This is a genomic window from Pseudarthrobacter sp. 1C304 (genome assembly GCF_052245515.1).
GTDB lineage: Bacteria > Actinomycetota > Actinomycetes > Actinomycetales > Micrococcaceae > Arthrobacter.
In genome coordinates, this window is the sequence record NZ_JBQQCH010000001.1 from 492,733 (window position 1) to 506,047 (window position 13,315).

A 13,315-nucleotide genomic window follows, 5' to 3' on the forward strand; every position below is an offset into this window, starting at 1 on the left:
TGGCCGGCACCGCTCCACGACGGCGGGACATGCCCTCCGGCTGCGGGCAAAGCTGGACATAGTGCCGCTATGCGCAGTCCACGGCGCGAAGGATGGGCATGTCCCCCTGTCAGGGCTGCCCGGCGGACCCTGCCCTCAGCCCGGCCGGGACCAGCGCCACGGGGGAGGCCACTTCCACCTTGCCCATGGCTTCACCGGGGAGGCCGCTTTCGGGGTCCAGCGGGTACGTCACCACATCCCCGGACCGTTCGTGCGCCACATGCAGCCGCGCGCCCCGGAGCAGGTGATGCCGCGGCCAGTCGCCGCCGCTGGGGAAGTCCGCCACGGGCCGCGCGGCGTCGGCGTCCACCTCCAGCACACTGATCCGGTTGGAACCGCGGACGCCCACGTAGGCGTGCCTCCCGTCCGCGGACAGGGCAATCTCCGCGGCCGAGTCCCCAGCCGCCGCGCCGGCCCGGGTTGCCGGGAAGACCCCGGCCAGGCTGAACGTCCCCGACCCGGACGAACGCCGCGCCACGGCAACCTCGACCGAGTATTCGGTCACCACCAGCACGTCTCCGCCCGGGTGCTGGACGAGGTGCCGGGGGCCGCTGTCCCGGGGGAGCGCCACTTCGTGGTCCAGCTGCAGCCCCTGGCCGGGCACATAGTTCCAGACCCGCAGCAGGTCGTGGCCGAGGTCGGTGGTCATCACCCTGCCGTCGTCGAGCATCAGGGTGGCATGGGCCCGGCTGGGCCGCCCCGCCAGCGTCGAGGGGGCCGCCGCGAACCGTGCCGAGATGCCGCCGTCGCCGTCCAGTTCGTACAGCAGCACCTGGCCGTCGCCCCAGCAGGCCACCACCAGGAAGCGGCCCCGCGGGTCGACGGCGACATGGCAGGCGGCGTCGCCGGCCGGCCAGTCCGGGCCGGTGCGTTCCAGCGCAAAGCCGCCGGACCGGCGGTACGCCGTGACCGTCCGGGCCGCCTCGCCCACGGCATAGACCATGCCAAGGGTGGGATGGACGGCGAGGAACGACGGCGAGTCCGCCGTGGCGGCGACGCCCAGCCATCCCAGCGTTCCGTCGGCCGCGGCACGCAGCGCCCCGATTCCGGTTCCTTGGCCACCGTTGTCCGCGGTGTAACAGCCGGTCCAGATCAGGTCCTCGGCGGGGACTGCGGCCGCCGGAAGCGGCTGGGACGTCTGGGCTGCATTTCGGAGGGTGGCCATGGTGCCATCCTGCCACTTGGATAGCATGGGGTTCCGGCACCACGGACGAAAAAAGGGTGATCTGGCATGGCAGCTCCTCCTGCGCCCCGGGCCGCGGTTGTCACACGGCCCGCCATCGTTGAACGGCTCCGGGCGGCCGGCTGTGTCTTTGCGGAGGAGGAGGCCCGGCTGCTGGCCGGCGCCGCGGCCACCCCGGAACAGCTCGAAGCTCTTGTGGCGCGGCGGGTTTCCGGTCTGCCGCTCGAGCACATCCTGGGCTGGGCAGAGTTCTGCGGGCTCCGGATCGCCGTGGATGCCGGCGTCTTTGTACCCCGCCGCCGCACCGGGTTCCTTGTCCGGCAGGCTGCCCGACTGCTGGCGGGGACCGGGACGGGACGGACGCCGGTGGTCGTGGACCTGTGCTGCGGATCGGGGGCGGTCGGAGCGGCGCTCGCGGCTCAGGCCGGTCCCCTGGAGCTCCACGCCTCGGACATCGATCCCCGCGCCGTGCGGTGCGCTGCCCGCAACATCGTTCCGCTCGGCGGCTCAGTACACGAGGGGGACCTCTACGGGCCGCTCCCGGAGCGGCTGCGCGGCCGGGTCGACATCCTTGCGGTCAACGCCCCGTACGTTCCCTCGGCGGAAATCGGCGCCATGCCGCAGGAAGCCCGCCTGCACGAGCCGCGGGTTTCCCTCGACGGCGGAACAGACGGGCTTCAGGTGCAGCAGCGGGTGGCCGCCGGGGCGCTGCAGTGGCTGGCTCCGGGCGGCCACCTGTTGCTTGAGACGAGCCGGCGGCAGGCGGCGCGGACCGCCGGACTGTTCGTCCGCCACGGGCTCTCCGCCCGGGTGGCCAGCTCCGGGGAACTGGACGCCACGGTGGTGGTCGGAACAGCGGCGGCCCTGCCGGCAGGTCGCCTTTAGCCGCGGAGCCTTTCGGGGTCCACGTTGGTGGCGGCTCCGGCGGGGGTGGCCCCGCCTTCGTCGGACCAGTCCTGGCCGTTCTTGTCGTTCAAGGCCGGGTCGGATTCGACGTCGGCAGCAGCGGAAGCGGCCTCCGCCGCCGACGTGCCAAGGTTCACGGTCTCCGGATGGGTGCTGTGCGCGGGGATGCCGGCGGCAGCCGCATCATCGCCCGGCGTGTCGGCGTTCGCGGCGGTGGAGCTGTCGCGGCGGACGGCGGAACCGATGACCGTCCCGGCACGCCGGGCGGCCTCGCCGAGCTGTCCGGACACCTCGGGGGCCTTTTCCTTAACGGCGTCGGTCGCTGCGGCCACTTTGTCCTGGACGGGCTGGCTTTCCCAGAGGGCGGCCGCGCGTGCCTTGAGTTTCTCGTAGGCGGCCCGCCCGGACCGTGACCCGAGAACGTAGCCTGCTGCGATTCCTGCTCCGAAAACAAGTTTGTTCTTCATGCTGTGCTCCTGTTCCTGGGTGATACTCGGTGAGATGTTTATGGGGCGTTAGCCAAAAAACCGGCCCCGGGAAGATTCCCGAGACCGGTTCTCCGGTCGCGCAGGCTTTAGCGGGCCGAACGCTTGGTGATCATGCCGTAAACGAGCAGGACGATGATCGCACCGCCGATGGCCAGGAGCCAGGTCGACAGGGAGAAGAACTCGTTGATGCCCGTACCGAAGAGCAGTCCGCCAATCCAGCCGCCAAGGATGGCGCCGACGACGCCGAGCAGCAGCGTGATGAGAATGCCACCGCCCTGCTTGCCGGGGAGGATTGCCTTAGCGATTGCACCGGCGATAAGGCCCAGAATCAGAAATGCGAAAAAACCCATTTTTATCGTTCCTTCTTCATTGAGGAGGCACCCGGGTTGCCGGGCGCGCTACATCCTTCTGCTTCAATACTAATCATGCTTAGTATCAAAGGGCCATTCGGACGGGCTGGAATATTCTTCGGCGCGTTCAGCGCTCCAGGCGGAATCCGAGCTTGATGGTGACTTGCCAGTCGGCGATCTCGCCGTTTTCGAGGTGCCCGCGGATTTCCTTGACCTCAAACCAGTCGAGGTGCCGCAGTGTTTTGGCCGCCTCGGCGATGCCATTGCGGACGGCGGCGTCCACGCCCTCGTTCGAGGTTCCGACAATTTCAGAAATGCTGTAGGTGTGGTTAGACAACTTCGCTCCTCATGATCGCCATCGATACCCGGCAGTGGGCCGTTCCTGCACACTAGCGGACAGACCGCCGCGGGACTAGGGGAGCGATGCTGCTCCGGCGGACCCGTGCACCGGCCCCGGTTCGGGACGCTTGGGCGTCTGCGGCGGGACGTCAGCGGGTTTCCGAACCCGGCGAACCATCCACGGAAGCAGGTAGTTGGTGAACCACGCGAGGTCGCCCGCTTTGCTGTCCCGCCAGGTTCCGGCGGGCAGGGGCCTGGGTGCCAGCGGAATCAGCGTGTGCGGGGCGCCGAGGGATTCGAGCACCATGGCGGCGATGGTGTGGTGCCCCAGCGGCGAGAAGTGCAGGCGGTCGGGATCCCACATCTGCGGGTCCGAGAGCTGCCGCAGCGTCCAGAGGTCGGCAATCACGCCGTGATGGCGGGCGGCGATGGCCCGGATGTTCTCGTTGTAGACCGCAACCCTGCCCCGGTTGTGGCCCAACAGGGGCGTGTGGCGCCAGTCCGGGCCGGTGAACAAAACGATGGTGGCGCCGGTGGCGCTGAGCTGGCCCACAGCGGCGTCGAGGGTGGCAGCCAGCCGGTCCGGATCGCTGCGGTGGAAAACGATGTCGTTTCCGCCGGCCGAGAGCGTCACCAGGTCCGGCTGCAGCGCGATGGCGGGCGCGAGTTGCCGGTCCAGGATCTCACGCATGACGAGGCCGCTGACGGCGAGGTTGGCGTAACGGAAGTCCGGCCGCGCGCCGCTGAGCTCCTCGGCTATCCGGTCGGCCCAGCCCCGCATGCCGCCCGGGCTCAGCGGTTCCGGGTCCCCCATGCCCGCCGTAAACGAGTCCCCCATCGCAACGTAGCGGCCCCACGCCCCGGCGGTTCGGAGCCCTCCAGCCAGGCCCGCGCCCCGGCGCAGACCCGGGTCCGTGCCCTGCCGCAGGCCGGGGACCCTGGCGCCGGCACCGCCGGCGCCGGCATCCAGGAAACCGGCGGCGTTCACACTCCCAGCAATACGCCCGAAATGCCGGGTTCACTAGGTACTTAGGTCCCTAGCAGGAGGGCGGTCCCCAGGGGGCGTGCAAGCGAGCAAGATCATAGCCGGCAGAGGGGAAACCGATACACAGGGGGGTATATCATGGAATGTAGCCCTGTTGATCCCGGAGGAACCCATGGAACTCGATCCCACTGACATGAAGCCCGTCATCAATCGACTTCGCCGCGCCCAGGGGCAGCTGGCTGCCGTCACCCGGATGATCGAAGAGGGCCGCGACTGCAAGAGCGTGGTCACGCAGCTGGCTGCCGTTTCCAGCGCCCTCGACAAGGCCGGGTTCTCGATCATCGCCACGGGCCTGCAGCAGTGCATGCAGCAGGAGGACCCCACCCTGGACCGGGCCGAGCTCGAAAAGCTCTTTCTCTCCCTCGCCTGAGCCGGGCTTCCGCCCCGGACTGGCACCCGGGCAGGCGCCCGGAAGTTCCTGCGGCGGTCCGGCCCCGTCAGGCCGGGCGGTCCGCCAGGACGTAGGTCTTCAGGTCATCGAGCGTCTGCTGCATGTGGGCGTCCATGGCGTCCCGGGCCTGGTGCGGATCCCGCGTTGCCAGCGCATCGACGATTTTCTGGTGGTGTCCGATCGCGTGCGCCTGGATCTCGCGCACCTCTGACGTCTGGGTCCGCCGCTTTTCCAGCACCCGGTGCAGCGGCGCGAAGAGAACCGCCACAAAAACGTTCTCCGAGGCGCGCAGGATGAGGTCGTGGAACGCCAGGTCCGCCGCCACGAACGCGGCCACGTCATGTTTGTTGTGCGCCGCGCGCATTGATTCCAGCTGGCCGTCAAGGGTCTCGAGGTCGGCGTCGCTGATCCGAAGCGCCGCCAGTTCGCACGCGCCCGACTCCAGCATCCGGCGCAGCTCGATCAGCTGGACGGCGGCAGCGGCATCGTTCTTCCCCTCTGAGGCGGCCCGGAGCACCGCTTCCAGGGACGCCCACCGGCTCAGCGGGTTCACGAAGGTGCCCCGGCCGCGTTCCACGCTCAGGATCTGCTGGGCCTCAAGGGTCTTCATCGCCTCGCGGACCGTCATGCGGCTCACCTCGTGGCGGGCGCTGAGCTCCAGCTCGCCGGGGACGGCTGCGCCGGGCGGAAACTCGCCGGCAATGATGCGGTCCAGCAGCTCGTCGGCCACAACGCCGACCAGCGATTTCCTAGCCAAATTTCCCCAATCGGTGTTATCGGCATTCCTGATGGCCCAGTCTACTTGCGCGTCCTTGTGCCGTATGCCACACTAGCATTCAAATGTTAGATGTCAGACATCTTACAAATCACCACCCACGCAGCAGAGTTCCCCACAATGGAGTGCAAGTGTCTTTTGAATCAGACCTGTTTGAAGCAGATGTGCTGGCCGCCTTCCCCGCAGAGGTCCGGATTCCCGCCCGCACGGTGGCCGCCGCCGTCGAGGCCTCGTCCGAATCCTCCCCCCGCATCCTCGTGGTGCTCGACGACGACCCGACCGGCACGCAGTCCGTCGCGGACCTGCCTGTCCTGACGCGCTGGGATGTCGCCGACTTCACCTGGGCCTTCTCCCACCGCATCAACGGACGCCGGCCTGACGCCGTCTACGTCCTGACCAACTCCCGGAGCCTGGACCCGGCCGAGGCCGCCGTCCGCAACGAGGAAGTGGTCCGCAACGCCCTCGCCGCGGCCGCCCTCGAGGCGGACGCCGGGCTGCGCCTGGGTTTCGTCAGCCGCAGCGACTCCACCCTCCGCGGCCACTACCCGCTGGAGCCGGACACCATCGCGGCGACCGTCACGGCCGTCAGCGGCGAGGCGACGGACGGTGTCGTGATCGTCCCGGCCTTCCCCGACGCCGGACGCGTCACAATCGGCGGTGTGCACTACATGCGCGGCACCGGCGACGCCGCCGGCCGGCTCACCCCCGTTGCCGAGACTGAATTCGCCCGGGATGCGAGCTTCGGCTTCGCCAATTCCGAACTGGCGAAGTACGTCGAGGAGAAGTCCGGGGGACGCTTCCCGGCGGACACCGTGATTGTGCTGGACCTGGCCACCATCCGCGCAGCCGGCCCGGACGGCGACCCCCTGATCTCGGCGAAGGCCATCGCGGATGCGATCGGCCCCGCCACCGACTCCACCCCGATCGTCGCCGACATCGTGACCGAGAACGACTTCCGTGCCCTCGCCCTGGGCCTCGAGGAAGCCGAACGCCGCGGCAAAAAGCTCCTCTACCGGGTGGGCCCGCCGTTTGTCCGCGGCCGCATCGGCCAGGAAATCCGCACCGAACTCAGCGGCGCGGAAGCCTATGCGGGAAACACGCCCTCCGCCGCCGGCGGCCTGATCGTGGTCGGCTCGCACGTCGGAGTCACCACCCGCCAGCTCAAGGCCCTCGTCGACCAGCACAGCGCCGCGCGCATTGTTGAGATCGACGTCGAAAAGCTGCTGGGCGGAAACCCCGATGAGTACCTGGCGGAGATCGTCCGGGACGTTGTGGAGTCCCTGCGCAGCGCCGACGTCATCCTCCACACCAGCCGGCTGCTCATCAAGACGGACGACGCCGCCGAAAGCCTGCGGATCGCACGCACCGTGTCCGCCGCCGTCGTCGCCGTGGTGAACCGGACCCTGAAGACCTTCCCGCCGCGGTTCGTCATCGCCAAGGGAGGCATCACCTCCTCGGACGTGGCCGCCCACGGCCTGGAAATCCGCCACGCGATCGTCCGCGGCCCCATGCTGCCGGGCATCGTCAGCCTGTGGGAGCCGGTGGACGGGCCCGCAAAGGGCATTCCGTACATCGTGTTCGCCGGCAACGTGGGCGACGACCAGTCCCTGGCCCAGGTCACCCGCAAGCTCAGCAACACCTTCTAGGCCCACGCTGCCCCCTAGCCAGCTCCCAACCCTCATTCAACGGAGAACACCATGAACTACCAAGTCACCGTCCTCGGCCTGGGCGCCATGGGACTGCCCATGGCCGCGCGCCTGGCCACCCAGCTGACCGTGCACGGTTTCGACATTGCCGAGCCCCGGCTGAAACTGGCCGAAGAGGCCGGTATCCGCACCTTTTCCTCAGCCCGCAAGGCCGCTGAGGGCGCGGACGCCCTCCTGCTGGCCGTGCGCAACGGCGAGCAGCTGGACGACGTCCTGTTCGGCGAAAACGGCGTCGCCTCCGTTCTGAAGCCGGGCGCCGTCGTGATCCTCGGCAGCACCGTCGGCACCGAGGCCATCCCGGCCACCGTTGCCCGCCTTGCGGAATTCGGTGTTGCCCTGGTCGACGCCCCGCTCTCCGGCGGACCGAAGCGCGCCGGCGAAGGCGACCTCCTGATCGTGGTCGGCGCCGAACCGCAGGCACTGGAGACGGCCCGCCCGGTGCTCGAACTGCTCGCCTCCACCCTGACCGTCGTGGGCGACAAGCCCGGCGACGGGCAAGCCCTCAAGACCGTCAACCAGCTGCTGTGCGGCATCCACATCGCCGCAGCGGCCGAGGCCATGGCCCTCGCCGACGCCCTCGGCCTGGACCAGGCCAAGACCCTCGCGGCCCTGGAAGCCGGCGCCGCCGGGTCCTTTATGCTCTCCAACCGCGGTCCCCGCATCCTCGAGGCCTACACCGAAGACGGCGCCGAGGTCCTTAGCCGCCTGGACATTTTCGTCAAGGACATGGGCATCGTGGGCAAGGCCACCCGCGCTGCGGGCCTCGCCGCCCCCGTGGCCGCAGCAGCCGAACAGCTGTACCTCCTCGGCCAGGCCCAGGGCCTCGCCGCAGCGGACGACTCCGCCGTCATCAAGGTGGTCGCACCCACCAGGCGCACGGCCTAGTCGCACCACCTAGGCGACGCCCCCGGCTGCGCCTATAGTTCCCCAAAACCCGGCGACGGCGGCTCCCCCCTCCGCCGTCGCCGCTGAACCCACACCGCCGGTCCCCCCCGACCGGCTCGTCAAAGGAGACACCCGATGAGCGCTCTCGCTCTTCTGGCCATAGCGGCAGCAGGCGTTGCCCTGCTGCTGCTGGCCGTCATCAAGTTCAAGATCCCGGCCTTCCTGGCGCTGCTGGTTGTCAGCGTCCTGGTGGCCCTGGTCGCCGGGATCCCGCTCCCGGACATCGTCAAGACCGTCACTGAAGGCATGGGCGGAACGTTGGGCTCGGTCGCGATCCTGGTCGGCCTCGGTGCCATGCTCGGCAAAATGATCGAAGTTTCCGGCGGAGCCCAGGCCCTCGCCGGCAAGTTCACCCAGCTGCTGGGCCCGCGCAGGGTCATCGCGGCGCTCACCGCGGCAGCGTTCCTGCTGGCGATCCCGGTCTTCTTCGACGTCGGGTTCATCATCCTGATCCCCATCATCTACGGCTTCTCCAAGGCCGCCGGCGTGAACCCGATCAAGATCGGGCTCCCTGTCGCCGCCATCATGCTGGCGATCCACGTCGTTGTTCCGCCGCACCCCGGCGTGGTCGGCGGCGCCGGCATCCTGAAGGCCGACATCGGCTGGACCACCATCATCGGCCTCCTGCTCTGCATCCCCGTCGGCGTGCTCGGATACTTCGTCGCGAAGCGCATGAACCGCCGCGAATACCCCATGCTGTCGGGCACGGCCGAGCAGTTCCGCCTCTTCGGCACCGGCAAGTCCGACGTCGAGCAGGATACCGCCCCGGGCAACGGCAGCGGCGGCGGCGTGGCCGTCAAGACCACGGCCAAGACCGCACCCAGCCCCGCCATGATCATCACCCTGATCGTGCTCCCCATCCTGATGATCATGGTGGGAACCGTAGGTGCCGTCGTCCTGCCCAAGGGCAGCCAGGCCGCCGACATCGCCGCCTTCGTCGGTGCGCCCCTGATTGCACTGCTGACCGCGCTCGGACTGGCCTACTACTTCCTGGGCATCCGCCGCGGCTGGTCCTCCCAGCACACCGGCGAAGTCATGGACTCCGCCCTCGCCCCGACGGCGATCGTGATCCTCGTGACCGGCGCCGGCGGTGTCTTCGGAAAGGTGCTCACCGTCTCCGGCATCGGCAAGGCACTCGCCGAGGGCCTGCAGAGCATCGGCCTTCCGCTGATCCTCATGGCCTTCATCCTCGCCGCCGTGCTCCGCGCGTCCCAGGGCTCCGCCACGGTCGCAATCATCACCACTGCCGGCCTGCTGGCCGCATCCGTCGCCGACGGCGGCTACTCGCCCGTGCAGACCGCCCTGATCCTGGTGGCGATCGGCTTCGGCGCCTTCGGCCTGAGCCACATCAACGACTCCGGCTTCTGGATCGTCACCAGGTACCTGGGACTGTCCGTGGCCGACGGCCTCAGGACCTGGACCGTGCTGACCACCATCCTCGGCGTCGCCGGCTTCGCCCTGACGTTCCTCGTCTGGATCATGGTGGGAGGCCTGAGCGTCTGATGCGTGCCCGCCTCGATCACCTGGTCGCTTCAGCCCTCCAGCAGGGCTCGGCCGTTCCGGCCTTCACCTGCTACGACTTCACCACGGCGCTCGCCGTGGTGGCGGCGGCGGAGGACGCCGGCCGCGGAGCCATCCTGCTGGTTTCCCCCAGCACCGCGGCCACAGCCAACGGCCTCCGGCTGATCGCGGCCCTGCGCGGCCTCGCTGACGCCGCGGCCGTCCCGGTCGCCGTGCAGCTCGACCACGCCGCGGACCTTGGCGTCATTTCCGACGCCGTGGCCGCCGGGGCGGATTCCGTCCTGGTGGACGGATCGTCGCTGCCTTACGAGGACAACATCGCCCTGGTCCGTGCGGCCCGTGCCATGCTCGACGACGGCGGGTCGGCGCAGACCGTCATCGAAGCCGAACTCGGCGGCCTCGCCGGCGACGAGGACCGTGCCTTCGGAACGGACGCCGCAGGCAGCGTCCCCGCGGCCGGACTCACCGACTCCGCGCAGGTGGAGGACTTCGTGGCCCGCACCGGAGCCCAGCTGCTGGCCGTGGCCGTAGGCAACGTCCACGGCCGCTATAAGGGCGAACCGGAGCTGCGGTGGGACGTGCTGCAGGACATCGCCGTGCGGACCCACATCCCCCTGGTGCTGCACGGCGCCTCGGGAATACCCGCGGCTGAGCTGGTCAAGGCCGCCGCCATGAACGTGGGCAAGGTCAACTTCAACACCGAGCTGCGCACCGGCGTCCTGGAAACCCTTGAGGCGCGCACGGGCGCGCACCGCAGCGACGGCGAGAACCTGCAGGGACTGCTGGCCGAATGGGACGCCTCGGCCGGGACGTTCGCGGCCACGGCGCTGGCCACCCTCTCGCGCTGACGCCCGGCCGGAACCACAGAAGGCCAGGATCTGTTGTCACAGGTCCTGGCCTTCTGTTGTTTTTTGGGGTCGCCGGGCACTGGCCGCGGACCCGGCCCGGGGCCACAATGGAGCCACACAGCAAAGCAGGCGCCCGGCAGCCCACGCAGGCGCGTTCGACGGTTCCTTAGGGGGCCCCATGGTTGCACGGCAACGGGCGGAAAACGGCCAGGCCACGAGCCCAGACCGCGACCTGGTGATCGACCTCGTCAGGTTCTTGTGCCTTGCCATCGTGGTGGTGGCGCACACCATGATGGTCAGTCCCGTGTTGCATCCTGACGGCACCGTCACCTCCGACAACACCCTCGGCAACCAGCGCTGGTTTGAACCGGTGGTCTGGGTCCTGCAGGTGATGCCGCTGTTTTTTGTCGCCGGTGGCATGACCGGGCTGCAGTCCTGGCGCAGGCTCAGCGCCCGGGGCGGCTCCACCTTCGATTTCATGCAGGCGCGGATGCTGAGGCTCATCCGCCCGGCCGCCGTCCTGCTTGCCGTCATGTTCGCCGGGCTCTGGGCGGCGCAACTGTTCGGGGTGGACCCGGAGGTGGTCCAGCTGCTGGTGTCCGGAGCCGGCATGCCGCTGTGGTTCCTCGCCGCCTACCTGGCCGCGCAGCTGAACCTCCCGCTCCTGGCACGCCTGCACGCCCGGGCGCCCTGGCTGACGGTGCTGGGACTCATTTCACTGGTGGTGACGGTGGACTGCCTGCGGGGCATGATGCCGACGCTGGCCTACCTCAACATGGTGTTCGTCTGGTGCGCCGTGCAGCAGTTGGGATTCTTCCTCGTCGACGACGGCCCGCTTCCCGGGCGCCCGGCACTGGCGGGCATCATCCTGGCCAGCAACCTGGTGCTGGGGCTCCTTGTGTGGCTGCGCCTCTACTCCGGAAACATGCTCGTGAACCTCAATCCGCCTAACCTGACCCTGGTGCTCCTCGGGATCTCGCAGGCCGCCGCCCTGCAGCTCTTCCGGCCCGGGCTGGGAAGGGTCGCTGCCGCTCCCCGGGTGCAGCGGTTCATCGGGCTGGCCGGACGGCGGTCCATGACCGTCTACCTGTGGCACCTGCCCCTGCTCGCGGCAATGTCCGGGCTGTTGCTGCTGACGGATTTCCCCCAGCCGGCCGGCGGAACCGCCGTCTGGTGGTGGGGACGGCCCCTGGTGCTGCTCGCCGTGATCGGCCTGCTCCTGCCCGTCCTCGCTATGTTCGGCCGGCTCGAAGAGCGTCCGACGGCGCCCGTCACCGCCGGCTCCCGTCCGGCGGCTGCTGTGGTGACCGCCGCCGTCGTCGTTTTTATCCCCGTAGCCGAAGCCGCGCTGGGCGGGCTGACGCTGGGACTGCTCGGCGGGGGAGCGGCGTGCTTCGCGCTCGCCGTGCTGCTGCTGGGCCGGATTCCGGCCAGGCTCCTCTCCGATCCGGGCGCCGGCGGACCGAACCCGCCATTGCCACACCCGCCGTTAAGTGCCAATGTCGAACCATGACGGAGAACTCTGCAGCCATGGAAGACACGTTCAGTCCGAACGTCTCCACCACCCGGAACGATGAGCTGCACCGCTATGAGCTGCACGTCGGCGGAAAGCTGGCTGTTGAGATCCGCTTTCTCGATGAGCCCGGGCACGTGGATTTCATCCACACGGACACGGCTGAACAATTCCAGGGCCAGGGACTCGCCAAGGTGCTGGCCCACTTCGCTTTGGACGATGTGGTGGCATCCGGCAAGCGGATCATCCCCAACTGCCCCTTTATGTACCGGTACCTGCGCAGGCACGATGCCTACAACCAGTACATCGACTGGCCGGAGCGCCCCCCGGCGGGAGCCTGACGGCTGACCGGTCCGCGCCCCCCGCATGCGGGCATACGGCTTGTGGGCGGGACGCGACCGCCGTAGAGTTCAGTGCAGAGTTATGCAGTTGGCTCTTGGACGTGTCCCTTTGGAGAACCCCGTGAACCACAAACTGCGTGTGCTTGTCCGTGTGGATGTTGACCCCGGACGCGTGACCCTCGAAGTCACAGGTTGCCTCACCCCCTCAGATTTCCCCGCACTGCTGCACATCACGCGGCGGGCAAGCCGCCTCGGTGCCGGCAACGACGTCGTGATCGATTTGAACGCCGCGTCCCACCTGGATCCGGAGGTCCTCCTCGAGCTGAGATCCCTCGCCGCCGGCAGCGCTGCCCAGGGCGAGCCCTTCCGCATCACCCTGGCGGAACCCGCGGAGCTGCCGATCTGCCTGCTGCACGTGGGGTCCGAGGGCGAAGTCCTCGCCGGTCTTGAGGGCGAGCTCACGGCGGTGCCGCTGCAGGAGGCCGCCCCTGCGATCCCGGCCGGCAGCCCCGCGGACCTGACCGCCGGCGACGCCTCGGGCCTCGCAGTGGCAGCCCCTCTGGATCTGGGTCTGGACGAGGCCAACAGCCCGAACCCGGCCGGGCTCAACACCATCAATGGGCTCGAGCTCGCCGAGTATTTCGAGGGAACCCTGGACCCTGCCGCCACGGTACGGGCGCTGTCCGACCTGGCACTGGGCCAGCTGGCCGACGCACTGTACCGGCACCTCGACACCAACAACCCGTCCTTCGGCGCGCACACCTGGTACGAGCTGGCCACTGAGGAACTGCAGAACCGCCATCTTGACGATGCCGACGGAGCCGATGGTGCCGACATCTCCGGCGACGCTGCCGTCTCCGGCGGGCCGGCGGAAGACGAACTGGCCGCCGGGCTGGCCTGAGGCCCGGACAGGCTAGGCTGGCGC

15 protein-coding genes are annotated in these 13,315 nt (G+C 69.1%); 9 read left to right on the top strand and 6 right to left on the bottom strand.

Features of this window, described 5'->3' with window-relative positions; translation table 11 throughout:
- Nucleotides 1–109 precede the first annotated feature (109 nt).
- Nucleotides 110–1,204, bottom strand: a complete 1,095-nt coding sequence (locus ACTWQD_RS02350; RefSeq protein ID WP_443194588.1) for a lactonase family protein — start codon at nt 1,202–1,204, stop codon at nt 110–112.
- A gap of 66 nt (nt 1,205–1,270) precedes the next feature.
- Between ACTWQD_RS02350 and ACTWQD_RS02355 the strand changes: the two genes are divergently transcribed.
- Entirely contained in the window at nt 1,271–2,107 is an 837-nt protein-coding gene (locus ACTWQD_RS02355; protein WP_443194589.1) for a putative protein N(5)-glutamine methyltransferase, read from the top strand.
- Here ACTWQD_RS02355 and ACTWQD_RS02360 read toward each other — a convergent pair.
- From ACTWQD_RS02360 to ACTWQD_RS02375, 4 genes are all read right to left on the bottom strand, one after another.
- On the bottom strand, nt 2,104–2,595 hold the full coding sequence (locus ACTWQD_RS02360; protein WP_443194590.1) for a hypothetical protein: 492 nt from the start codon (nt 2,593–2,595) through the stop codon (nt 2,104–2,106). The genes ACTWQD_RS02355 and ACTWQD_RS02360 overlap by 4 nt on opposite strands.
- 107 nt (nt 2,596–2,702) lie before the next feature.
- The gene (locus tag ACTWQD_RS02365; protein WP_066432543.1) at nt 2,703–2,966 is read right to left on the bottom strand and encodes a GlsB/YeaQ/YmgE family stress response membrane protein; all 264 of its coding nucleotides are present in this window, start codon (nt 2,964–2,966) and stop codon (nt 2,703–2,705) included.
- 127 nt (nt 2,967–3,093) lie between these two features.
- Nucleotides 3,094–3,303 (bottom strand): dodecin, encoded by a 210-nt coding sequence (locus ACTWQD_RS02370; protein ID WP_066432547.1) that lies wholly within the window; start codon nt 3,301–3,303, stop codon nt 3,094–3,096.
- A gap of 75 nt (nt 3,304–3,378) precedes the next feature.
- Nucleotides 3,379–4,293: an SGNH/GDSL hydrolase family protein gene (locus ACTWQD_RS02375; protein ID WP_443194591.1), complete on the bottom strand. Its 915-nt coding sequence runs from the start codon at nt 4,291–4,293 to the stop codon at nt 3,379–3,381.
- Between the two features lie 169 nt (nt 4,294–4,462).
- Here ACTWQD_RS02375 and ACTWQD_RS02380 point away from each other — a divergent pair, with 169 nt between their 5' ends.
- Entirely contained in the window at nt 4,463–4,720 is a 258-nt protein-coding gene (locus ACTWQD_RS02380; protein ID WP_443194592.1) for a metal-sensitive transcriptional regulator, read from the top strand.
- A gap of 67 nt (nt 4,721–4,787) precedes the next feature.
- Here the strand turns inward: ACTWQD_RS02380 and ACTWQD_RS02385 are convergent, their stop codons facing one another.
- Nucleotides 4,788–5,498 carry a FadR/GntR family transcriptional regulator gene (locus ACTWQD_RS02385; protein ID WP_443194593.1) on the bottom strand — a complete coding sequence of 237 codons (711 nt, stop codon included), beginning with the start codon at nt 5,496–5,498 and terminating at the stop codon, nt 4,788–4,790.
- Between the two features lie 149 nt (nt 5,499–5,647).
- Here ACTWQD_RS02385 and ACTWQD_RS02390 point away from each other — a divergent pair, with 149 nt between their 5' ends.
- From ACTWQD_RS02390 to ACTWQD_RS02420, 7 genes are all read left to right on the top strand, one after another.
- Nucleotides 5,648–7,162 (top strand): four-carbon acid sugar kinase family protein, encoded by a 1,515-nt coding sequence (locus ACTWQD_RS02390; protein ID WP_443194594.1) that lies wholly within the window; start codon nt 5,648–5,650, stop codon nt 7,160–7,162.
- Between the two features lie 51 nt (nt 7,163–7,213).
- Nucleotides 7,214–8,107, top strand: a complete 894-nt coding sequence (locus ACTWQD_RS02395; protein WP_443194595.1) for an NAD(P)-dependent oxidoreductase — start codon at nt 7,214–7,216, stop codon at nt 8,105–8,107.
- A gap of 135 nt (nt 8,108–8,242) precedes the next feature.
- Complete coding sequence (locus ACTWQD_RS02400) at nt 8,243–9,670, top strand: GntP family transporter (protein WP_443194596.1); 1,428 nt, start codon at nt 8,243–8,245, stop codon at nt 9,668–9,670.
- Entirely contained in the window at nt 9,670–10,536 is an 867-nt protein-coding gene (locus tag ACTWQD_RS02405) for a class II fructose-bisphosphate aldolase (protein ID WP_443194597.1), read from the top strand. Before ACTWQD_RS02400 ends, ACTWQD_RS02405 begins: the two co-directional genes overlap by 1 nt.
- 178 nt (nt 10,537–10,714) lie before the next feature.
- Nucleotides 10,715–12,049 carry an acyltransferase family protein gene (locus ACTWQD_RS02410; protein ID WP_443194598.1) on the top strand — a complete coding sequence of 445 codons (1,335 nt, stop codon included), beginning with the start codon at nt 10,715–10,717 and terminating at the stop codon, nt 12,047–12,049.
- Nucleotides 12,046–12,390, top strand: coding sequence for a GNAT family N-acetyltransferase (locus ACTWQD_RS02415; protein WP_443194599.1), 345 nt, complete (start codon nt 12,046–12,048; stop codon nt 12,388–12,390). The genes ACTWQD_RS02410 and ACTWQD_RS02415 overlap by 4 nt, the downstream gene beginning before the upstream one ends.
- Before the next feature lie 121 nt (nt 12,391–12,511).
- Entirely contained in the window at nt 12,512–13,291 is a 780-nt protein-coding gene (locus ACTWQD_RS02420; protein WP_443194600.1) for a hypothetical protein, read from the top strand.
- Nucleotides 13,292–13,315 lie beyond the last annotated feature (24 nt).